The following is a 20,753-nucleotide window of genomic DNA, read 5'->3' on the forward strand; positions in this document are numbered from 1 at the left end:
CCGACCCTACTCCTGGACGTAGGCTTCGGGGAGTCGCGCGAAGGAGGCAAAGGGGTGCCGGTGGAGCTCACGTGGTGGGGTCACGCCACCTGCACGGTCGAGGACTCGGACGTCCGCGTGCTGACCGATCCTCTGTTCGTACGCCGGCTCGCCCACCTGCGCCGCAGGCGGGGGGCGGTGCCGCCGCCGGAGGCCTGGCGCGCGGACGTGGCGCTCGTGTCCCACCTGCACGCCGACCACCTGCATGTGCCGTCGCTCGCGCGGCTCGCGCCGGGCACGCGCCTGCTCGTGCCCCGGGGCGCACGCCGTGCGGTGCCGGGGCTGCGCCGGCTCGGGCACCTGGAGCTGACCGAGGTGGCGCCGGGCGACGAGACGACCGTCGGCGACCTGCGGGTGCGTGCGGTGCCCGCGCGGCACGACGGGCGGCGGCTGCCGGTCGGACCGCACCGCGCCCCCGCGCTCGGGTACGTCGTCGAGGGCGAGGCCCGGACGTACTTCGCGGGGGACACCGGTCTGTTCGACGGCATGGAGAAGGAAGTCGGGCCCGTCGACGCGGCGCTGCTGCCGGTGGGCGGCTGGGGCCCGTACCTGGGCGCGGAGCACCTGGACGCGGGACGGGCGGCCGAGGCGCTGGCCCGGCTGGCGCCGCGCACGGCGGTGCCGGTGCACTACGGCACGTACTGGCCGATCGGGATGGACGCCGTGCGCCCCCACGAGTTCCACACGCCGGGCGAGGAGTTCGTGCGCCTGTCGGCGCTGCGCGCGCCGGGGGTGGCGGTGCACCGGCTGGGGCACGGCGAGAGCGTGCGGGTGGAGGTCGCGCGGTGAGCTGGCTGGCGGCCGCGACGCTGGACATACCGACGGAGCCGACGCAGCAGGCGCTCGGCTATCCGTCGCTGTTCCTGCTCGTGCTCATCGGGGCGCTGGTGCCGGTGGTGCCGACGGGCGCGCTGGTCAGTTCGGCGGCGGTGGTGGCGATGCACCAGACGCTGCCGTTCGCCATGCTGATGGTGTTCGTGACGGCCTCGCTGGCCGCGTTCTGCGGGGACATGGCGCTGTACTGGCTGGGCCGGCGCGGGGTCGGTTCGAAGAACGGCTCGCGCTGGCTGGAGGCGATCCGGTCGCGGGCGCCGGAGGACCGGCTGGAGCAGGCGCAGGAGAAGCTCGCCGAGCACGACGTGGCGGTGCTGGTGCTGTCCCGGCTGGTGCCGGCCGGCCGGATCCCGGTGATGCTCGCCTGTCTGCTGGCGAAGTGGCCGCTGCGCCGCTTCGCCCGGGGCAACCTGCCGGCCTGCCTGGCCTGGGCGGTGACGTACCAGCTCATCGGGATTCTCAGCGGCGCGCTGTTCAGCAAGCCGTGGGAGGGGGTGGCCGCGGCGATCGCCCTCACGGTGCTGGTCAGCGTGGCGCCGGGGCTGTGGCGGCGCTTTCGGGGGCCGGCGAAGGCGTAGGCCGGCGCGGACCGGTCCGGGGCGTCACTCCAGCACCCGGGAGCCGCCGACCGGCAGGTCCCACAAACGTTCGCGGGGCAGGCCGGCCTGCTGCCAGGCGGCGCGCACCCGGGTGAGGGGTTCCAGGACCGGTTCCGCGGACAGGACGAAGGTGCCCCAGTGCATCGGGGCCATGTGGCGCGCGCCGACGTCCTGGGCGGCCCGCACCGCCTCCTCCGGGTCGCAGTGCACGTCGCGGAGCCACCAGCGGGGGTCGTAGGCGCCGATGGGGAGCAGGGCGAGGTCGATACCGGGGTAGCGGCGCCCGATGCGGGTGAACCAGTGGCCGTACCCGGTGTCCCCGGCGAAGTAGACGCGCCGCCCGTCGGGGTCGGTGAGCACCCAGCCGCCCCACAGGGTGCGGCAGGTGTCGGTGAGGCTGCGCTTGGACCAGTGGTGGGCGGGGACGAAGTCGAACCGGACCCCGCCCAGCTCCGTCGCCTCCCACCAGTCCAGCTCGGTGACCCGGGTGAAGCGGCGGCGGCGGAACCAGCGGCCCAGACCGGCGGGCACGAGCACCGGGGTGTCGCGCGGAAGCCTGCGCAGGGTGGGGGCGTCCAGGTGGTCGTAGTGGTTGTGGCTGATGACGACGGCGTCGACACGGGGCAGGTCGCTCCACGGGACCCCGACGGGTGTGATCCGGGCGGGGGTGCCGAGGATGCGGCGGGACCAGACCGGGTCGGTGAGCACGGTGAGGCCGCCGATCCGCACCACCCAGCTCGCGTGGCCGGCCCAGGTGACGGCGACGGTGCGCGCGTCCGCCCGGGGCAGCGGGCCGGGGGCGTGGGGCAGCTTCGGGATGTCGGCGAGTCCGGCGGGGCCGGGTCTGACCGCTCCCTCGCGGGCGAATCTGGCCAGGGCCTTCAGGCCGGGCAGGGGCGCGGTCAGCCGGTCGTGGAAGGTCCGCGGCCACACCCGGTGCTCGGCGGGCGGCCGGGGGGCGGCGAGCGGAGGGTGGGGGGACGGCGTGCCGGTGTCCGCGGCGGACGTGGGGGGGCTCGTGGCCGACCGGGGCTGCTGCGTCATCGAGGGGGCTCCCATCGCTGAGCGTCGCGGAGACCGTCGAGGACCGACTTCAGAGCGGTCAACGCGCGTTGCACGTGTGGCAGTTCCAACGGGTCCGGGGACAGGAGGTCTTCCGCCCGCCGCTCGTCGGTGCCCGCGCCGAGCAGGGGGCCGGTGGCGAGCCGGACGCGCAGGGCGGGCAGGTCGTCGCCGAAGCGGTGGCCGCCGGGGGCGGGCATGCCGAGCCGGGCGGTGAGGAAGTCCTCCAGTTCCTGGGCGTCGCCGACCCCCTCGGCGCCGAGCGCGTCGCGCAGCGGGCCGAGGTCGGCGTACAGGTGGCGGCCGGCCTGCGGGGGCCTGGCGGTGGCGCCGGCGGCGACGACGGTCGCGTGCACGGCGGCGGCCAGGCGCGCGTGCAGGCGTACGGCGGCCGCGCGGCGGGCGGTGACCGGTCCGGGTTCGCCGAGCGCGTACCCGGCAGCGGCGGCGACGGGGGCCGCGACGCGGGCGCCGAGCGCGGTGAGCACGTCGAGCACGCGCGCGTGCAGGCCGTCGCCTGCGGTGCCGGCGGGGAAGCGGGCGACGGCGGCCGGCCAGGCGGGCGGGAGCAGCGCACCGGCCAGGTCTGTGACGACGGTGACCCGCTCGGGCAGCATCTCGGCGGGGCTGAGGACGACGGTGGCGTGCGGGTCGTGCAGGGTGTCGCGCCAGGTCTCGTCGCTGACCAGGTGCAGTCCCTCGGCGGCGGCCGCCTCGACGGTCTCGTGCAGCAGCTCGGGGGGCGCGACGGTGCCGGTCGGGTCGTCGGCGACGGACAGCACCAGCAGGCGGGGATCGCCGCCCTCGGCACGGACCCGGCGGACGGTTTCCAGGAGGGCGTAGGGGTCGGGTACGCCCCCGGACTCGGCGGGCGTCGGCACGTGGAAGACGGGCCGGCCCAGCAGACGTGCGTACGGCGCCCACCAGGCGGCGCAGGGGCGGGGCACCAGGACGTCGCCGCCCAGCGCGGCGGTCAGCGCGAGCAGCAGGACGCCCGCGCCGGGAGCCGCGGCGAGGTGACCGGGGCCGGAGGCCAGTCCCCGCCGCTCCCAGTAGCCACTCGCGGCCTCCAGGAGGGCGGCGCCGCCCCCGGCCGGCTCTCCGCGCACCCGGCCGCCGGCGGCCGCGAGCACGGCCGCCACCTCGGGCAGCACCGGCAGCCCGTCCCCGGAGAAGTCCGGCCCGTACCGAACGGGACCGTGCCCCACGGCACCCCGGCCGCGCGCCCCGTTGGACCCACCGGGTCCGGCGCCCTCGTCCCCGGGAGCGGCGACCGCACCGTCGTGAGCCGCGGCCGAGCCCTCCCGCGGGGGGACGGAGCCCTCGGTCAGGCGGCCCGAGCCCCCGGGCGGGACGGCCGAACCGTCGGGGTCCGTGTGCCGCATGCTGCCTCCGCGCGGTTCGTGCCGGCTGTCCTTGCCGTGAGCGGTCTCCGGTCCTGCCCCGTCGGGCCCTGCCGCCCGCTCGCGTCGTGATCCCCGTACCCACCGTGCCGCCCTGTCATGGCTCCGGCTCCGGCTCCGGCTCCGGCTGTGCGTGTCTCGGGTGGGCGGCCGCCGCGCGGGGTCAGTGTCTCCCGGTCTCCCCGCGCAGGTGCAGCCGCAGCCGGTGGGCGGCCGCGCCGCAGGCGCCCGCGATCAGGAGGCCGCCGGCGACCAGGGCGGGGACCGAGTCGCCGAAGGTCCCGCCCGTGCCGGCCTGCACCCCGTGCTCCGCCGTCCCGCCGCCACAGGGCGTGCCCTGGGGGGCGGACCCGCCGCGCGGGGCCGCCGTGGGTTCGGGGCAGCCGGGCTTGGAGGGATTGGCGGGACGGGTGGGGGCGCAAGGGGTGCCGTGCGTGTCGCTGCCCGCGCGGGGAGCCGTGGATTCCCGGCACGCCGGTTTGCCGGTCCCGGCACCGGCGCCGGCGCCGCTCTCCTCCGGCACCTTCATGGTCGTGCTCCAGGGAGCGCCGTCCTCCCCGCCCGAGGCGTCCGGGCAGGCGCCGTCGACGGTCCAGTCGTCGGCGGCCCCGGCGGACTCCTCCGGCTCCGTCCATTCCTCCGTGCCGACGGCGTCCTCCGGGGCCGCCGCGTCCGGTCCGCTCCCCTCGTCCGCGAAGTCCTCCGCGGTGGCCACGCGCGCCGTGCCCCGGTAGGTCGGCCCGGACGCGGTTCCCCCGTCGTCCGCCACCTTGCGCAGCGTGACGGTGCCCTCCTCGAAGGCCGCCGAGGTGGCGTCGAGGCTGGCCGGCTCGGACCCGCCGGTCGGGCCGCACGAGACCGAGACGGTGACCGTGTCGCCCGGGGCGGCGTCCGCCGGACTGACCCGCGCGGCGGCCTGTCCGGCCGACGGCGGGACGGCGTCCCCGGCGGACGGCGGAGGTACGGCGCCCGTGTCGTCGCCGGCCGGCGGCGCCACGGGCTGCCCGGCGTCGGCGGGCGGCGGCGGGACACCGGGGTCGGCCGCGCCGGTCCCCGCGCAGACACCGAGGGCGGCACTGGCCAGGACGGCGACGGACAGGGCGCGGGCGGTGCGGCGCATGGGACGGGCTCCTTCGAGCGACGGCTTGCGGGGCACTGCACTCGCGCCCCTCGGCCATCACAGCCCGACGGACCCGGGGCCGCCCGTCACCGTGCGCCGTTCGCGCGAACGGGGCGCCCGGGCGGGTGAGCCCCGGGTTTCACGCCCCCGGGTCCGGGTCCCGCAGGACCTGCTCCCGCACCCGGTCGCAGCAGCGGCTGATCAGCCGGGAGACGTGCATCTGGGAGATGCCGAGCTGTTCGGCGATGCGGCTCTGCGTCATGTCGTCGAAGAAGCGCATGTAGAGGATGGCGCGTTCGCGCGGCGGCAGCGCGGCCAGCCGGCCCTTGACGGACTCGCGGTCCACGACCGTGTCGAGGGCCGGGTCGGGAGCGCCGAGCGCGTCGCCCAGCGAGTAGCCGTCCTCGCTGCCGGGCAGTTCGGCGTCCAGGGACAGGGCGGTGAAGCTCTCCAGCGCCTCCAGGCCGGTCCGCACGTCCTCCTCGCCGAGTTCGGCGCGCTCGGCGATCTCGGCGACGGTGGGCGCGCGCCCCGAGACGGTCTGGGACAGCTCCTGGCGGGCGAAACGCACGCGGTTGCGCAGTTCCTGGACCCGGCGCGGTACGTGCAGCGTCCACATGTGGTCGCGGAAGTGACGCTTGATCTCGCCGGTGACGGTCGGCACGGCGTAGCTCTCGAAGGCGTTGCCGAGTTCGGGGTCGTAGCGGTCGACGGCCTTGACGAGGCCGAGGGCGGCGACCTGGCGCAGGTCCTCGTAGCTCTCGCCGCGGCTGCGGAACCGTCCTGCCAGCCGTTCGGCCATGGGCAGCCAGGCCTCCACGATCCGGTCACGGAGCGCGTCGCGCTCGGGACCGGGGGGAAGAACGGCGAGCCGGCGGAAGGCGTCGGCCGTGTCGGGGGCGTCGTCGTGCGGGTGCTTCACGCTGGCGTGGATCGGCATGGTGCGTCGCAACTCCCTCGGAGCGCGGGGTCCCGCCGTCGCACCGGACGACGGTCCGGTCGGTGCGGCCGGCACGGGAGGCGCCGGGATGCGGACGGCCTCCGGCACGTGACGCGGGCGGCACCGGTACGACGACGCGGCCCTAGGGTCTGGGCGGTCACCGTGGGAGGACGTCCGGCTTCGCTCGGACGCGTCCGTGGCGACGACCGTGCCGCTCCCACGGACGTGCCTCCTGTCCGAAGCACTGGACTTGCACCTGCCCCCTGTCCCCCGCGGCAAACACGCGAATTCTCAATCGCCCCGGCGCGGCCGGCCGAAGCGCAGGATGTTGCCGGCCGGGTCGCGGAAGGCGCAGTCGCGGACGCCGTGGGGCTGGTCGAGGGGTTCCTGGAGGACTTCGGCGCCCGAGGCGCGGAGGTGCTCGAAGGTGGCGTCGACGTCGTCGGTGGTGAAGACGACGCCGCGCAGATGGCCCTCGGCCAGGAGTCCGGCCATGGCCTCCCGGTCGGGGACCGGCGCGTTGGGGTCGGCGAGCGGGGGTTCGAGGACGATGTCCACGCCGGGCTGGGCCGGGGAGCCCACCGTCACCCGGCGCATCCCCTCGAAGGCGACGTCGTCGCGGACCTCCAGGCCGAGCACGTCCCGGTAGAAGGCGAGCGCCTCGTCGTGGTCGTCGACGGCAATGAAGCACTGCGCGAGGCTGATGTCCATGCGCGTCACGCTACGGGCGGCGGCGCGGGCGGCGCTTCTCCGTTCCTGACCGGCTCGCCACGCGCGACCGCCTCGCCAGGCGCGACCGCCTTGCCACGCTTGACCGGCTCGCCAGGCGTGACCGGCTCGCCGCCGCGGCCCGGTTCTCCGTTGCGGACCGGCCGGGTCCAGACCTTGGCGACGCAGGCCGGGATGGCGGCGCCGGCGGAGTGGTCGCGGTCCCGGTAGGCGCTCGGGCTCTCGCCGACCAGTTCCGTGAAGCGCGAGCTGAAGGACCCCAGCGAGGTGCAGCCGACCGCGAAGCAGACCTCGGTGACGCTCATGTCGCCGCGCCGCAGCAGTGCCATGGCGCGCTCGATGCGGCGCGTCATCAGGTAGCTGTAGGGCGTCTCCCCGTAGGCGGCGCGGAAGCTGCGGGAGAAGTGCCCCGCCGACATGAGGGCCACGCGCGCCAGCGCCGGCACGTCGAGGGGCTCGGCGTACTCGCGGTCCATCAGGTCGCGGGCCCGCCGCAGCCTGGCCAGGTCCTCCAGCGTCGTCACCCGGCCACGATCCCACAGCGCCGGACTCCACCGGTAGCGGTTCCGGCGCCGTGGGCCTCCCGCGTCGTCAGGCGCCGACGTAGGCCGCGAGGTGCTCGCCGGTGAGGGTGGAGCGGTCGGCGACGAGGGCGGCGGGGGTGCCCTCGAAGACGACCCGGCCGCCGTCGTGCCCGGCGCCCGGGCCGAGGTCGATGATCCAGTCGGCGTGCGCCATGACGGCCTGGTGGTGCTCGATGACGATGACCGACTTCCCGGCGTCGACGAGGCGGTCGAGCAGGCCGAGCAGTTGCTCGACGTCGGCGAGGTGGAGTCCGGTGGTGGGCTCGTCGAGGACGTACACGCCGCCCTTCTCGCCCATGTGCGTGGCGAGCTTGAGCCGCTGCCGTTCGCCGCCGGAGAGGGTGGTCAGCGGCTGGCCCAGGGTGAGGTAACCGAGGCCGACGTCGGAGAGCCGCTGGAGGATCCGGTGCGCGGCCGGGACGCGCGCCTCCCCCGCGCCGAAGAACTCCTCGGCCCGGTCCACCGGCATCGCGAGCACCTCGCTGATGTCCCGGCCGCCGAACCGGTACTCCAGCACGGCGGGCTGGAACCGCTTGCCCTCGCAGTCCTCGCAAGGGGTGGCGACGCCGGCCATCATCGCCAGGTCGGTGTAGAGGACCCCGGCGCCGTTGCAGGTGGGGCAGGCGCCCTCGGAGTTGGCGCTGAAGAGGGCCGGCTTGACGCCGTTGGCCTTGGCGAAGGCCTTGCGGATCGGGTCGAGCAGTCCGGTGTAGGTCGCCGGGTTGCTGCGCCGGGAGCCCTTGATGGGGCTCTGGTCGACCGATACGACGTCGGCGCCGGGCGGGACCGAGCCGTGGATCAGGGAGCTCTTGCCGGAGCCCGCCACGCCGGTGACCACGCACAGGACGCCGAGCGGGACGTCCACGTCGACGTCCTGGAGGTTGTGGGTGCGGGCGCCGCGGATCTCCAGGGCGCCGGTGGGCCTGCGGACGGTCTCCTTGAGGGCGGCCCGGTCGTCGAAGTGGCGGCCGGTGACGGTGTCGGCGGCCCGCAGTTCCTCGACGGTGCCCTCGAAGCAGACGGTGCCGCCCGCGGTGCCGGCGCCGGGGCCCAGGTCGACCACGTGGTCGGCGACGGCGATCGCCTCCGGCTTGTGCTCGACGACGAGGACCGTGTTGCCCTTGTCCCGCAGGCGCAGCAGCAGGTCGTTCATCCGCTGGATGTCGTGGGGGTGCAGTCCGACGGTGGGCTCGTCGAAGACGTAGGTGGTGTCGGTGAGCGAGGAGCCGAGGTGGCGGATCATCTTGACGCGCTGGGCCTCGCCGCCGGACAGGGTGCCCGCGGGCCGGTCGAGGGAGAGATAGCCGAGGCCGATCTCCACGAAGGAGTCGAGGGTGTCCCGCAGGGCGGTGAGCAGCGGTGCGACCGACGGCTGGTCCAGCTCGCGGACCCACTCGGCCAGGTCCCGGATCTCCATGGCGCAGGCGTCGGCGATGCTGATCTTCCCGATCCGCGACGAGCGCGCACCCTCGCTGAGCCGGGTGCCCTCGCACTCGGGGCAGGTGGTGAAGGTGACGGCCCGCTCCACGAAGGCCCTGATGTGCGGCTGCAGCGCCTCCTTGTCCTTGGACAGGAACGACTTCTGGACCTTGGGGATGAGCCCTTCGTAGGTGAGGTTGACGCCGTTGACCTTCACCTTGACCGGTTCGCCGTACAGGAAGTCCCGCAGTTCCCGGTCGGTGTACTCGCGGATCGGCTTGTCCGGGTCGACGAAGCCGGACTGGGCGTAGACCTGCACGGTCCACTGGCTGTCCGACTTCCAGCCGGGGATGGTGAAGGCGCCCTCGGCGAGCGACTTGGAGTCGTCGTAGAGCTGGGAGAGGTCGATGTCGGAAACGGTGCCGCGGCCCTCGCAGTGCGTGCACATGCCGCCGGTGCGCCGGAAGGTCGCCTTCACCGCCTTCTTGTCGCCCCGCTCGACGGTGATCGCGCCGCTGGCCCGGACCGAGGCGGTGTTGAAGGAGTACGCGCTGGGCGGCCCGATGTGCGGGTCGCCGAGGCGGCTGAAGAGGATGCGCAGCATCGCGTTGACGTCGGTGGCGGTGCCGACGGTGGAGCGGGGATCGGCGCCCATCCGCTGCTGGTCCACGATGATCGCGGTGGTCAGACCCTCCAGGACGTCCACCTCGGGGCGCGCGAGGGTGGGCATGAAGCCCTGGACGAACGCGCTGTAGGTCTCGTTGATCAGCCGCTGCGACTCGGCGGCGATGGTGTTGAACACCAGCGAGCTCTTGCCCGAGCCGGAGACCCCGGTGAACACCGTCAGCCGGCGCTTGGGAATCTCGACGCTGACGTCCTTGAGGTTGTTCTCGCGGGCGCCGTGCACGCGGATCAGGTCGTGGCTGTCGGCGACGTGCGATCCGGGCCCCGGCGTGCCCGGCCTCTTGGCGCTGCTCATCGTGTCTCCATCCGTCGGGGGCCCGCTGAAGGACGACGCCCTCGGTGCCTCGGTGGTCACACGCTAGAGGGGGCACGGCCGCCCACGCTTCTCGATTCCTGATCCGGCGGAAATCGGAACGTACCCGTCCGGGGGAATCCGTGTCGGCCCGCGGTGTCCGGGTACGCGGTCGGCACCCCCTGAGGATGTGGAGGGAGACATGCAGCGAGGCAGCGACCGGATGAGCGTCCACCGCGACGACGAGATGAAGCACGAACTGCAGGGTCTGCTCAGGTCCGGGCACCCCACCCGCAGCGAGGAGTGGAACGACCCGGAGCCGGCCGCCGAGGACGACCCGGACGTCATGTACGGACCGGTGACACCGGGCCGCGGCCCGACCTACCTGGAGTCCCTGCGCCTCGAGCTGGCCCGGAACCTGACCCGGGGCAGCTTCCCCGCGGGACCGCGGGAACTGACCCGCGCGCTGCGTCGCGGAAACGCGCCGGATGCCCTCGTCGAAGGGCTCGACCGGCTGCCGCACGAGGCGCGCTACGACAACGTCCAGGAGCTGGCGGTGGCCCTCACCGAGAGCGGCCCGTCCGGTCCGTCCGGTACATGAAGGAAGGGAGTCCGAACTCCATGCGCATCGCATTCCTCACCGCGCCCGAGGGCGTGGAACAGGTGGAACTGACCGAGCCGTGGCAGGCGGCGAAGGACGCCGGGCACGAGCCCGTGCTCGTCTCCACGCAGTCCGGCGAGATCCAGGGCTTCAACCACCTCGACAAGGCGGACACGTTCCCGGTCGACGAGGTGGTGGGTGACACGTCCGCCGACTCCTTCGGCGGCCTGGTCCTGCCCGGCGGGGTGGCCAACCCCGACTTCCTGCGGACGGACGAGAAGGCCGTGGCGTTCGTCAGGGACTTCTTCGAGCAGGGCCGGCCGGTGGCCGCCATCTGCCACGCACCGTGGACGCTCGTCGAGGCGGACGTCGTGCGCGGCCGCACCCTGACCTCGTGGCCCAGTCTGCGGACCGACCTGCGCAACGCGGGCGCCACCTGGGTCGACGAGCAGGTCAAGGTCTGCGACGGGGGCAGCAACGTCCTGGTCACCAGCCGCAAGCCGGACGACCTCAAGGCGTTCTGCCAGACCTACCTCGCGGAGTTCGCCAAGGCGGCCGGCTGAGATCTGGACAGCCGGGGCCCCGGGAGACCGCCCGGGGCCCAGGCCCGGAGAGGGGGACCGCCCAGGCCGGGAGGGGCGGGGAACAGCACGACGGGAACAGCACGACGGGAACAGCACGACGACGGGCCACCGGCGGGCGACCGACGGTGGCCCGCCGTCGTGCTCAGCCGCCGGGCGCGGCGCCCTGCCCGCAGCCGCGTTCCCGGGCGCCCTCGCGGGTGCGGCCGGCGGCCACCGGGCGCCGGGGGTTGCGGCGCAGCCATTCGCCCTCGAGCCGGGCCATCCGGTCGTTGTGGGCCCGCAGCGCGTCGTTCGACCCGTACAGGAGGGTGTCGTGGCGCGTGCGGTGGATGGTCTCCAGCTCTTTCATCAACTGCTGGTCGTCCAGGCGGCCCGGGTCCACTCCGGTCATGGTGCCGCCCCGCGTGTCGTGTTCGTTCATGCGTCCCGGGTACCCGCCCCGCAGCACTACCACCCCCGAGCGGCACCCGGGAGGGCAGCCACATGGACCTCGCGTTTCTGCATCCCCTCTACGAGCACCAGGGACCCTGGGCCTCCGTCTACGTCGACCTCTCCCGCCACACGGAGGACACCCCCCACGAGCGCGAGCTGACGGCCGCCGCGGTGGCCCGGGAGCTGGCGGAGCAGGGCGCCGACGAGGCCACCTGCCGGGCGGTGCGGGAGGCGGTGGACGAGCTGCGGCACGCGACCGATCCGCACGGGCGGGCCCTGTTCGCGTGTGCCGGGCAGGTGGTCCTCGATCCGCCGCTGGCCCGGCCGCCCTACGGCGGGACGACCGCCGACTGGGCCCCGCTGCCGCACGTCACGCCGCTGCTGGACCTGGCCGGCGAGGACCCGGTGTGCGTGGTGGCGTACATCGACCGCAAGGGCGCCGACTTCGAGCTGCGCAGCGCGCTGGGCAGCTCCGACGCGGGCGGTGTGACCGGCCGGCAGTGGCCGGTGCACCGTACGAGCAGCGCGGACTGGTCGGAGCGCCACTTCCAGCTCCGGGTGGAGAACACCTGGGAGCACAACGCGGCGGAGATCGCGGACGCGCTCGCCGTGTGCCAGGAGGAGACCGGCGCCGACCTGCTGATCCTGGTGGGCGACGACCGGGAGCGGCGTTCGGTGCACGAGCGGCTCCCCGACCGCCTGCGGGAACGCGTCGCCGAGGCCTCGCGCGGCGCCGGCAGCAGGCTGCTGGACGACGACGTGGAGGGGCTGCGCGAGGAGCACGTCCGCAGCCGTGCCCGGCAGGACCTGGACCGGTTCCTGGCGGCCAGGTCGCCCGACGACGAGGGCCGGGCCGGCGCGGCCGAGGGCGTGCCGGCGCTGGTCGAGGCGGCCCGGGAGCACCGCATCGACGAGCTGCTGGTGATCCCGGACGCCCCCGACACGCACCGCGAGGTGTGGATCGGCGAGGACGCCGACCAGGTGGCGGTGCGCCGCACCGAGCTGAAGACGCTGGGCGAGCAGAACTCCTGGTCGGCCCGTGCGGACGACGCCCTGCTCCGCTCGGCGGTGATGACCGGCGCGCCCGCGATCTCGGTGACGCCGGTGCAGCCGCCGGAGACCGCCCGGAAGGCGCCGGTGGGCGGCCTGGGGGCGCTGCTGCGCTGGAAGTGACGCGGGCCGGGCGGGCTCAGCGCGCCCGCTCGACCCGCCGTTCGTCCCAGACCGGTTCCGGCGTCTCGCGCACGCGCCCGTCGCTGCCGAAGACCAGGTACCGGTCGAAGGAGCGGGCGAACCAGCGGTCGTGGGTGACCGCGAGGACCGTGCCCTCGAAGCCCTCCAGGCCCTCCTGGAGGGCTTCGGCCGATTCCAGGTCGAGGTTGTCGGTGGGCTCGTCCAGGAGCAGGGCGGTGACGCCCTGGAGTTCGAGCAGCAGGATCTGGAAGCGGGCCTGCTGGCCGCCGGAGAGCCGGTCGAAGGGCTGCTCGGCCTGCTGGGTCAGTTCGTAGCGGCGCAGCCGTGACATGGCGGCGCCCCGGTCCTGGGAGTGCTCGGTCCACAGGATGTCCAGGAGGGTGCGGCCGAGCAGTTCGGGGTGGGCGTGGGTCTGCGCGAAGTGGCCGGGGACCACGCGCGCCCCGAGCTTCCACGCCCCGGTGTGCGCCACGTCGTCGCCGGCCAGCAGCCGCAGGAAGTGCGACTTGCCGGAGCCGTTGGAGCCGAGGACCGCGACCCGTTCGCCGTAGAAGACCTCCAGGTCGAAGGGTTTCATCAGGCCGGTGAGTTCCAGTTGCTCGCAGGTGACGGCGCGCACGCCGGTGCGGCCGCCCTTCAGGCGCATCCTGATGTCCTGCTCGCGCGGCGGCTCGGGCGGCGGTCCGGCCTCCTCGAACTTGCGCAGCCGGGTCTGGGCGGCGGCGTAGCGGGAGGCCATGTCGTGGCTGACCGCGGCGGCCTGGCGCAGCGTCAGCACCAGCTTCTTGAGCTGGGCGTGCTTCTCGTCCCAGCGGCGGCGCAGCTCCTCGAAGCGGGCGAAGCGTTCCCGGCGGGCCTCGTGGAAGGAGTCGAAGCCGCCGCCGTGCACCCAGGCGTCGGCGCCGGCGGGTCCGGGCTCGACGGAGACGATCTTCTGCGCGGCGCGGGCCAGCAGCTCCCGGTCGTGGGAGACGAACAGCACGGTCTTGCGGGTCTCGGCGAGCCGCTCCTCCAGCCAGCGCTTGCCGGGCACGTCGAGGTAGTTGTCCGGCTCGTCGAGCAGCAGCACCTCGTCGGTGCCGCGGAGCAGGGCCTCGAGCACGAGGCGCTTCTGCTCACCGCCGGAGAGGGTGCGCACCTGTCGCCACTGGGCCTTGTCGTACGGCATCCCGAGCGCGGCGGTGGTGCAGATGTCCCACAGGGTCTCGGCCTCGTACCCGCGCGCCTCGGCCCAGTCGGAGAGCGCCTGCGCGTAGGCGAGCTGGGCGGCCTCGTCGTCGACCGTCATGATCGCGTGCTCGGCGGCGTCGACGGCGCGGGCGGCCTCGCGGATCCTCGGCTGTGCCACGGACACCAGCAGGTCGCGCACGGTCGTCTCGTCCCGTACGGAGCCGACGAACTGGCGCATGACGCCGAGGCCGCCGGTGACGGTGACGGAGCCGCCGTGCGGCTTCAGCTCGCCGGCCAGCAGGCGCAGCAGGGTGGTCTTGCCCGCGCCGTTGGGTCCGACGAGGGCCACGACGGCCCCCTCCCCCACCCGGAAGGAGACGTCGCCGAGCAGCGTCCTCCCGTCGGGGAGGTTGTACTCCAGGTGGGCGGCTTCGAGGTGACCCATGGGACCGGATTCTGCGGCTCCGGCCCGGCTCCGGGCAAACCGTTTTCGGCAGGGGGACGGGGGACCCGCGGCACGTGGGGAACGCCACGGCAGGAAACACCGTCCGCGGGGTAGGTGGGAGCCATGAGTCCCGACGTAGACCTCACCGCCCCGACGCCCGGCCCGCACCCCCTGCGCACCGGCTTCCTGCGGCTGGACCAGCGGCTGTTCGAGGCCGTCGCCAACCGCTCCTGGCCGGGCGCCGACCCCCTGCTGCCCCGGTTGAGCCGCAGCGCCAACCACGGAGTGCTGTGGTTCGCGGCGGGCGCCGCGCTGGCCGCGACCCGCACCCCGAGGGCCCGTCGGGCCGCCGCCCGGGGACTGGCCTCGCTGGGCCTGGCCTCGCTGACGATCAACACCCTCGGCAAGCGTTCGGTGCGCCGGACCCGGCCGGTCCTCGACCCGGTTCCGCTGGTGCGCCGGCTCAAGCGGCAGCCGATCACGACGTCCTTCCCGTCCGGGCACGCCGCGTCGGCCGCCGCGTTCGCGACCGGTGTCGCGCTGGAGTCCCCGGCGTGGGGTGCGGCGGTCGCCCCGGTGGCGGCCGCGGTCGCCCTGTCCCGGGTCTACACCGGTGTCCACTTCCCGAGCGACGTCCTGGCCGGCGCGGCGCTCGGGGCGGGCGCCGCCTTCGCCGTACGGGGGCTGGTGCCGACGCGGGCCCAGCACGTCCCGCCGGCCCGGCCGCGTGCCGAGGTGCCGGCGCTGCCCGGCGGCGAGGGTCTCGTCATGGTCGCCAACATCGGCTCGGGCACCTCGGACCGGGTGCGGTCCCTGTGCGACGCGCTGCCCGACGCCGAGGTCGTCGAGTGCGAGCCGGAGGACGTGGGGGCCGAGCTGGAGAAGGCGGCCGGACACGCCCGGGTGCTCGGCGTCTGCGGCGGCGACGGCACCGTGAACGCGGCGGCCGAGGTCGCGCTCCGCCACGGCCTGCCCCTGGCGGTCCTGCCCGGCGGCACGCTCAACCACTTCGCCTACGACCTGGGCGTGGAGGACGTACGGGATCTGTGCGGGGCGCTGGAGCGGGGCGAGGGGGTGCGGGTGGACGTGGGCCGGTTCGCCTCCGGCGCGCGGCGCGGCGTCTTCCTGAACACCTTCAGCCTCGGCGTCTACCCGGAGCTGGTCCACGAGCGGGAGCGCTGGTCGCCCCGGATCGGCGGCTGGCCGGCCGGGGTGCTGGCGGCCGTGCGGGTGCTGCGCGCCGACCGGCATCCCCTGGAGGCCGAGGTGCGCGGCCGCAGGCGTCCGCTGTGGATGCTGTTCGCGGGCAACGGCACCTATCACCGCCGGGGGCTCGCCTCGGGGCGCCGGCTCGACCTGGCGGACGGCCAGTTGGACGTGCGGGTGGTGCACGGAGGAAGCCGGCCCGCCCTGCGGCTGCTCTCCGCCGCCCTCGCGGGACCGCTGACCCGCTCCCCCGCCCACGCGGCGGTGCAGGTGCCCCGGCTGCGCCTGTCGGGGGTCGCGCCCGGGACGCTGATGGCGTACGACGGTGAACTGACCGAGACCGAGGGCGACCTGACGCTGGAGAAGCTGCCCGAGGCGCTGACGGTGTACCGCCCGCTGCCCGGCGGCGGACTGCTGTCCTGACGGCCCCTCCCCCGACGGCCTCCCGCCACGCCTGCCCTGACGGTGTGTCAGTCCACATCGTAAAACACATGTCTCACCATGCGGCAGCCGGGCGTACCGTGACGGAACCGTCCGGAGAGGGGATCCACCATGCCGAAGCCGCAGGAGACCGCCGTCTACACCCACGGGCACCACGAGTCCGTACTGCGCTCGCACACCTGGCGCACCGCCGAGAACTCCGCCGCCTACCTGCTGGGGTCGCTGCGGCCGCACATGCGGATCCTGGACGTCGGCTGCGGCCCCGGCACCATCACCGCCGACCTGGCGGAGCTGGTGCCGGACGGCCACGTCACCGGCGTGGACCGGGCCCCGGAGATCGTGGCGACGGCCCGGGCCACGGCCGCCGCGCGCGGCCTGGACAACACCGGCTTCGCCGTCGCCGACGTGCACGCGCTGGACTACCCGGACGACACCTTCTGCGTGGTCCACGCGCACCAGGTGCTCCAGCACGTGGGCGATCCGGTGCGGGCGTTGCGGGAGATGAAGCGCGTCGTCCGGCCGAACGGGATCGTCGCCGTGCGGGACTCCGACTACGGCGCCATGACCTGGTTCCCCGCGTCGGCGGGCATGGACGACTGGCTGGACCTGTACCGCCGGGTGGCCCGCGCCAACGGGGGCGAGCCGGACGCCGGGCGCCGGCTGAGGGCCTGGGCGCTGGAGGCCGGGTTCACCGACGTCACGGCGACCTCGGCCACCTGGACCTTCGCCACGCCCGAGGAGCGGGAGTGGTGGAGCGGCCTGTGGGCGGACCGGACCCTGGCGTCGGCGTACGCGGAGCGCGCCACCGGGGGCGGTCATGCGACGCGGGAGCAACTGCGGGCCGTCTCGGCCGCCTGGCGGGAGTGGGGAAAGCAGCCGGAAGGCTGGTTCGCCGTCCTGCACGGAGAAATTCTGTGCCGGAAAGAAGCGTGATTGGCGCCTGTTCGGAGAATTCCGGGAAACCAGTACGGCAGGAGGTTCGACATCATGGTTCCGCTTCTGCTCGTACTGCTTCTCGCGATCGTCCTTTTCGGCGTCGGATTCGCGGTGAAGGTTCTCTGGTGGATCGCTCTGGCGGTCCTGGTCCTGTGGCTGATCGGTTTCCTGGCCCGCGGGACGAAGACCGGTGGCGGAAGGGGCCGCTGGTACCGGTGGTGAACGACCGATGACCGACTGACTGACGACAGGTGACCGACACACGGTGACGAGGCCGCTGCCCCGGGAGTGCTGATCACTCCCGGGGCAGCAGCGGTCCCAGCGGCCCGAGGTCCAGGTTCAGGTCCTCGGGCCGCAGTCCGTAGCGGTCGCGCAGTTCGGTCATGCGGTCGTCGAGGAGCATCAGGGTGAGCCCGATCCGCTCCTCCTGGTCCTCACTGAGATCGCCCTCGTCGACGCGGCGCAGCGCCTGGCGCTCCATGAGCTGGCGCAGCAGCTCGACGACGGTCAGCACCAGCTTGATCAGGTCGCGCTCGACCGTGTCGGGGTCCAGGTCGAGGCGGCGGTTGCCGGGCTCGGGCGGTTCGGCACGCGCGGGGAGTTCGGTCATGTCAGTCCCCGAACGGCGAGGGGACGTTGCGGTTGACCGAGCTGATCAGCGCGTTCAGGTCGATGCGGACCAGGTCGACGTCCGCGATGCGCAGCGTGACGTCGCCGGTGATGACCACCCCGCCGGCCAGCAGCCGGTCGAGCAGGTCCACCAGGGCGATCTCCCGGCGCTCCACGACGGTCATGAGTCCTCCCCCGCCTTCTCTCCGGCGCCCTCTTCCGCCCCGGCCTGCTCTCCGGCGAAGGAATAGGCCGCCCAGGGACCGGTGAGTTCCACCCTGATTCCGGGGACGCCGTCCTTCGTACGGTCCACCATTTCGACGAATTCCTCGGAAGCGTCGCGGCCCACCAGATAGGCGGCGTTGAGCACGTTCCGTCCGGCGGCCCCGGAAAGGCGGGGATTCTGCGGCGCGTGCAGCCGCGCGTCGTCGGCCCGGCCGGAGAGCGTCCGGTGCAGACCGGTGGCGAATTCCTCGGCCCGGCTCCACAGGTCCTCGTTGGCCCGGGACTGCCGGCGCCGGCGGCGCAGGTAGTCCCGGCCGGACACGGGCTTCTGCTCGGGCTCGGCCGGCGCGGCGGACCGCCCGGAGTCCGCCTGGTCCGTCCGCTCCTGCTCGACGTACACCTTCACGCCCCACTCCACCCGCCCGTCCAGGCGGTCGAGCGTGCGCCGGAAGGCCGCCTCGCGTTCCTCCAGCATCACGCGTACGCCGCTGTCGTCCCGGAAGACGGTGGCCAGCCGGAGCGGCAGCGGGGTGGTCACGGCGGTGAGGGCGTCGACGACCTGCTGGTGGGCGCGGGCGGTGGCGGTCAGCCAGTCCAGGTCCTCCAGGTGGGCGCGCAGCGCCTCCTCGCCGAAGTCCGCCTCGGGCACATGGCTGACCACGGCGACCAGGTCGCCGTGCGGCAGCAGCCGGGGAGGGTCGCCCGCCACCCCGTTGAGCTGGGCCTGCAGGGGTGTGTCGAAGGGGCGGCAGACAGCGTAGACGTAGCGCAGTCCGGTCACGGTGCCTCCCTCGGTACACGGCCCGGGTCCAGCTCACGCAGGCGTTCGCGCAGCGCCGCGTTCTCCCGGGTGAGTTCGTCGTGCCGGGCGCGCGAGGACAGTGCGGGGTCGCTCTCCCACCAGTCGATGCCCATCTCCTTGGCCTTGTCGACGGAAGCCACGACGAGGCGCAGCTTGATGGTCAGCAGTTCGATGTCGAGCAGGTTGATCTTGATGTCGCCCGCGATCACGACGCCCTTGTCGAGCACCCGCTCCAGGATGTCGGCGAGGTTGGCGCTCTGTCCCTGGCCGTAGGGTTCGGGCAACCGGCTGGGCGTGGTCATCGACGGCTCCCGCCCTCGGCGTCCTCGTACTCCTCACGGGACGCGTACTCGTCCTCCCCGGGCTCTTCCTCTTCTTCTTCGTACTCGTCCTCCTCCGGCTCCTCATCGTAGCCCTCCTCGGGCTCGCCCTCCGGCGCTTCCTCGTCCTCGGGCTCCTCCTCGTAGCCGTCGTCGTACGTGTCGTCGCCGGGTTCCCGCTCCTGCTCCGGGCCGTCCTGCCGGTCCTCCCGGTCCTCTTCCTCCTGCGCCACGGCGTCCTCGTGGCTGCGGACGACCTCGCCGTCGCGGATCTCGCCGCGCCAGCCGTCGTCGGCCTCGCCCTTGAACGTGATGTGGCGGACGTAGTTCTTGAGGTCGAGCCGGGCCCGGCGGCCCTGGGCGCGCCAGATGTTGCCGGTCTTCTCGAACAGGCCGCTCGGGTAGTACTCGATGACCAGGACCACGCGGGTGAGGCTGTCGGCGAGCCGGTGGAAGCTGACGACTCCCTTGGTCGAGCCCTTGGCGCCCTCCGACGTCCAGGAGATCCGGTCGTCGGGCACCTGCTCGGTGGTCGTCGCCTTCCAGCTCCGGTTGGACCACAGGACCTTGAGCTGCCAGTCGGAGGTCGTGTCGTCGGCGCGGTTCGCGCTCTTGACGCCCTTGGCGAAGGTGCTGAAGTCCTGGTACTGGGTCCACTGGTCGTAGGCCGTGCGCAGCGGTACACCGACGTCGACGTACTCGATGATGACCGTCGGCTTCTGACCGCCGCCGCCCTTCTTGCCGCCCTTGCCGCCGCCGAGGTTCTTGAAGGCGCCGGCCACGCTGTCCTTCACCTTGCCGGCGCCGACCTCGAAGGCGGCCCGCATCGGGCTCTTGCCCTCGGCGAGCTTGCGTCCGCCGTCGAGGGCGAGCTTGGCGAATCCGGGGCTGTTGCCCTCGGCGATGTCGTTGAGCCTGCCGGTCGTCTCGCCGAGCTTGGTGCCGAGGCCGGTGAGCAGCCGGGTGGCCTGGGCGGCGAGGTAGTCCTGCACCTCCGCCTTCAGACGGTCGGCCGCCTCGCTCTGCGCCACGTCGGCCAGCGGGTTCTTCTTCGCGGCGTCCTTCGCCCCGGAGGCCGCTGATCCCAGGGTGCCGCTCATCGCTCACCACCGCCCTTCGGCTGCCGGGCACGGGCCGTCTTCTTGGCGGCCGTCTTCTTCGCGGGCTGGGCACGCTTCGCGGCGGCCTTCTTCGCGGGGGCCTTGGCCGCGGACTTCTTCGCGGGCGCCTTCCGGGCCGTCTTCCGCGCCTCGGCCGGAGCCTTCCCGGCCGGCCGCTCACGGCGCGGCGCGCGCCGCTCGCGCGGCTCCTCCCGCCGCGGCTCGTCGGGTCCCTCGGCCTCCCCGGCCTCCGCGGCCTCCTCGGTCTCCCCGCGCTGCTCCGGCTCCTCGTGCTCGTCGTGCTCCCCGTACTCGTCGTACGCGTCGTGCTCCGAGTCCTCCGAGACCTCGGAGTCGCGGGAGTCGTCGGACCCGGACCCGGCGCCGGGTGCCCGGGAAGCCACGCCGGAGAGCTGGTCGCGCACCTGCGCGGTACGCCCGTGCAGCCGGTCGGCCAGCGCGTCCATCTGCCGCTCGACCATCGCGCCCGAGGCCGCCTTGCCCACGCCGCGCAGATCCGTGCGGAGCTGGTCCCCGATCTCCTTGAACTGCGGGTTGTTCTGCAGTTGCCCGGAGACCAGTTCGGCGACGCCCTTCGGGGTCAGGTTCAGCTTCTTGCCGGCCACCATGGTGCCCACGGCGACCGCGAGTTTCAGTTTCTTCGTGCGTCCCAGCAGATATCCGGCCCCTATCGCGAGGCCCAGTCCCATTCGGTTCATGGTGCCGTCCCGTTGCCCAATCCCGCGCTCGTGCGCGTAGCGGTCTCCAGCCGGTCCAGAAGCTCGTCCTCCTGCCGGTCGAACTCCTCCTCGCTGATCTCCCCGGCCTCCAACTGCTCCTCCAGGCGGGCAAGTTCGGCCCGTATCGTGGCGGGGTCGTAGTAGATCCGCTCGGCCTCCGCGAGTACCTGTCTGATGGCCCAGCCACTGCCGCGCGCCGGGGCGAGCGGCAGCAGGAGGATTTCCGAGATGAGTCCCATGTCC

General features: G+C 74.0%; 24 protein-coding genes. 8 read left to right on the forward strand and 16 right to left on the reverse strand.

All coding sequences use genetic code 11. The features are described from left to right. Positions 1 to 54 precede the first annotated feature (54 nt). Positions 55 to 828 (forward strand): MBL fold metallo-hydrolase, encoded by a 774-nt coding sequence (locus tag IG88_RS0118400; RefSeq protein ID WP_031042004.1) that lies wholly within the window; start codon positions 55 to 57, stop codon positions 826 to 828. Next, positions 825 to 1,451: a DedA family protein gene (locus IG88_RS0118405; protein WP_031042008.1), complete on the forward strand. Its 627-nt coding sequence runs from the start codon at positions 825 to 827 to the stop codon at positions 1,449 to 1,451. The genes IG88_RS0118400 and IG88_RS0118405 overlap by 4 nt, the downstream gene beginning before the upstream one ends. Before the next feature lie 24 nt (positions 1,452 to 1,475). On the opposite strand, the gene IG88_RS0118410 is transcribed toward IG88_RS0118405, so the two are convergent. From IG88_RS0118410 to IG88_RS0118445, 7 genes are all read right to left on the reverse strand, one after another. Continuing rightward, positions 1,476 to 2,516 carry an MBL fold metallo-hydrolase gene (locus tag IG88_RS0118410; RefSeq protein ID WP_031042010.1) on the reverse strand — a complete coding sequence of 347 codons (1,041 nt, stop codon included), beginning with the start codon at positions 2,514 to 2,516 and terminating at the stop codon, positions 1,476 to 1,478. Next, positions 2,513 to 3,919, reverse strand: coding sequence for an aminotransferase class I/II-fold pyridoxal phosphate-dependent enzyme (locus tag IG88_RS0118415; RefSeq protein WP_234332191.1), 1,407 nt, complete (start codon positions 3,917 to 3,919; stop codon positions 2,513 to 2,515). The genes IG88_RS0118410 and IG88_RS0118415 overlap by 4 nt, the downstream gene beginning before the upstream one ends. A 181-nt stretch (positions 3,920 to 4,100) precedes the next feature. Then, entirely contained in the window at positions 4,101 to 5,057 is a 957-nt protein-coding gene (locus IG88_RS0118420; protein WP_037836160.1) for a hypothetical protein, read from the reverse strand. A gap of 139 nt (positions 5,058 to 5,196) precedes the next feature. Beyond that, complete coding sequence (locus tag IG88_RS0118425) at positions 5,197 to 5,997, reverse strand: RNA polymerase sigma factor SigF (protein WP_031042018.1); 801 nt, start codon at positions 5,995 to 5,997, stop codon at positions 5,197 to 5,199. Between the two features lie 291 nt (positions 5,998 to 6,288). Beyond that, positions 6,289 to 6,708, reverse strand: coding sequence for a VOC family protein (locus IG88_RS0118435; RefSeq protein ID WP_031042020.1), 420 nt, complete (start codon positions 6,706 to 6,708; stop codon positions 6,289 to 6,291). 5 nt (positions 6,709 to 6,713) lie between these two features. After that, the gene (locus IG88_RS0118440; protein WP_078861532.1) at positions 6,714 to 7,250 is read right to left on the reverse strand and encodes a helix-turn-helix transcriptional regulator; all 537 of its coding nucleotides are present in this window, start codon (positions 7,248 to 7,250) and stop codon (positions 6,714 to 6,716) included. A gap of 67 nt (positions 7,251 to 7,317) precedes the next feature. Beyond that, the gene (locus tag IG88_RS0118445) at positions 7,318 to 9,708 is read right to left on the reverse strand and encodes an ATP-binding cassette domain-containing protein (RefSeq protein WP_031042025.1); all 2,391 of its coding nucleotides are present in this window, start codon (positions 9,706 to 9,708) and stop codon (positions 7,318 to 7,320) included. A gap of 199 nt (positions 9,709 to 9,907) precedes the next feature. Between IG88_RS0118445 and IG88_RS0118450 the strand changes: the two genes are divergently transcribed. Together IG88_RS0118450 and IG88_RS0118455 are read left to right on the forward strand one after the other, a co-directional pair. After that, positions 9,908 to 10,306: a DUF2795 domain-containing protein gene (locus IG88_RS0118450; RefSeq protein ID WP_031042026.1), complete on the forward strand. Its 399-nt coding sequence runs from the start codon at positions 9,908 to 9,910 to the stop codon at positions 10,304 to 10,306. A gap of 20 nt (positions 10,307 to 10,326) precedes the next feature. After that, the gene (locus IG88_RS0118455) at positions 10,327 to 10,869 is read left to right on the forward strand and encodes a type 1 glutamine amidotransferase domain-containing protein (protein ID WP_031042028.1); all 543 of its coding nucleotides are present in this window, start codon (positions 10,327 to 10,329) and stop codon (positions 10,867 to 10,869) included. A 163-nt stretch (positions 10,870 to 11,032) separates the two neighbouring features. On the opposite strand, the gene IG88_RS0118460 is transcribed toward IG88_RS0118455, so the two are convergent. Next, the gene (locus tag IG88_RS0118460) at positions 11,033 to 11,311 is read right to left on the reverse strand and encodes a DUF6158 family protein (RefSeq protein WP_031042030.1); all 279 of its coding nucleotides are present in this window, start codon (positions 11,309 to 11,311) and stop codon (positions 11,033 to 11,035) included. 62 nt (positions 11,312 to 11,373) lie between these two features. Between IG88_RS0118460 and IG88_RS0118465 the strand changes: the two genes are divergently transcribed. Continuing rightward, positions 11,374 to 12,495, forward strand: coding sequence for a Vms1/Ankzf1 family peptidyl-tRNA hydrolase (locus IG88_RS0118465; protein WP_031042032.1), 1,122 nt, complete (start codon positions 11,374 to 11,376; stop codon positions 12,493 to 12,495). Between the two features lie 16 nt (positions 12,496 to 12,511). On the opposite strand, the gene IG88_RS0118470 is transcribed toward IG88_RS0118465, so the two are convergent. Continuing rightward, complete coding sequence (locus IG88_RS0118470; protein ID WP_031042034.1) at positions 12,512 to 14,131, reverse strand: ABC-F family ATP-binding cassette domain-containing protein; 1,620 nt, start codon at positions 14,129 to 14,131, stop codon at positions 12,512 to 12,514. 123 nt (positions 14,132 to 14,254) lie between these two features. Between IG88_RS0118470 and IG88_RS0118475 the strand changes: the two genes are divergently transcribed. The 3 genes from IG88_RS0118475 (at position 14,255) to IG88_RS0118485 (ending at position 16,936) form a co-directional block, all read left to right on the forward strand. Next, on the forward strand, positions 14,255 to 15,760 hold the full coding sequence (locus IG88_RS0118475) for a bifunctional phosphatase PAP2/diacylglycerol kinase family protein (RefSeq protein WP_031042036.1): 1,506 nt from the start codon (positions 14,255 to 14,257) through the stop codon (positions 15,758 to 15,760). Positions 15,761 to 15,889: 129 nt separating this feature from the next. After that, the gene (locus tag IG88_RS0118480; RefSeq protein WP_031042038.1) at positions 15,890 to 16,711 is read left to right on the forward strand and encodes a class I SAM-dependent methyltransferase; all 822 of its coding nucleotides are present in this window, start codon (positions 15,890 to 15,892) and stop codon (positions 16,709 to 16,711) included. 54 nt (positions 16,712 to 16,765) lie between these two features. Continuing rightward, positions 16,766 to 16,936: a hypothetical protein gene (locus IG88_RS0118485; protein WP_031042041.1), complete on the forward strand. Its 171-nt coding sequence runs from the start codon at positions 16,766 to 16,768 to the stop codon at positions 16,934 to 16,936. A gap of 73 nt (positions 16,937 to 17,009) precedes the next feature. Here the strand turns inward: IG88_RS0118485 and IG88_RS0118490 are convergent, their stop codons facing one another. Genes IG88_RS0118490 through IG88_RS0118520 form a run of 7 tightly spaced genes read right to left on the reverse strand, consistent with a single transcriptional unit; the run spans position 17,010 to position 20,749 of the window. After that, positions 17,010 to 17,324, reverse strand: coding sequence for a gas vesicle protein K (locus IG88_RS0118490; RefSeq protein WP_051851952.1), 315 nt, complete (start codon positions 17,322 to 17,324; stop codon positions 17,010 to 17,012). A 1-nt stretch (position 17,325) separates the two neighbouring features. After that, positions 17,326 to 17,508: a gas vesicle protein gene (locus IG88_RS0118495; protein WP_003972471.1), complete on the reverse strand. Its 183-nt coding sequence runs from the start codon at positions 17,506 to 17,508 to the stop codon at positions 17,326 to 17,328. After that, positions 17,505 to 18,329, reverse strand: a complete 825-nt coding sequence (locus tag IG88_RS0118500) for a GvpL/GvpF family gas vesicle protein (RefSeq protein ID WP_031042045.1) — start codon at positions 18,327 to 18,329, stop codon at positions 17,505 to 17,507. Before IG88_RS0118500 ends, IG88_RS0118495 begins: the two co-directional genes overlap by 4 nt. Then, complete coding sequence (locus IG88_RS0118505) at positions 18,326 to 18,652, reverse strand: gas vesicle protein (protein ID WP_030400951.1); 327 nt, start codon at positions 18,650 to 18,652, stop codon at positions 18,326 to 18,328. Before IG88_RS0118505 ends, IG88_RS0118500 begins: the two co-directional genes overlap by 4 nt. Continuing rightward, positions 18,649 to 19,770, reverse strand: coding sequence for an SRPBCC family protein (locus IG88_RS0118510; RefSeq protein WP_031042047.1), 1,122 nt, complete (start codon positions 19,768 to 19,770; stop codon positions 18,649 to 18,651). The genes IG88_RS0118505 and IG88_RS0118510 overlap by 4 nt, the downstream gene beginning before the upstream one ends. Then, a complete protein-coding gene (locus tag IG88_RS0118515; RefSeq protein WP_031042049.1) occupies positions 19,767 to 20,489 on the reverse strand; it encodes a hypothetical protein in 723 nt (240 codons plus the stop codon). The genes IG88_RS0118510 and IG88_RS0118515 overlap by 4 nt, the downstream gene beginning before the upstream one ends. Further along, entirely contained in the window at positions 20,486 to 20,749 is a 264-nt protein-coding gene (locus IG88_RS0118520; RefSeq protein WP_031042051.1) for a gas vesicle protein GvpG, read from the reverse strand. The genes IG88_RS0118515 and IG88_RS0118520 overlap by 4 nt, the downstream gene beginning before the upstream one ends. Positions 20,750 to 20,753 lie beyond the last annotated feature (4 nt).

Source organism: Streptomyces sp. NRRL F-5650 (genome assembly GCF_000721365.1).
GTDB lineage: Bacteria > Actinomycetota > Actinomycetes > Streptomycetales > Streptomycetaceae > Streptomyces > Streptomyces ardesiacus.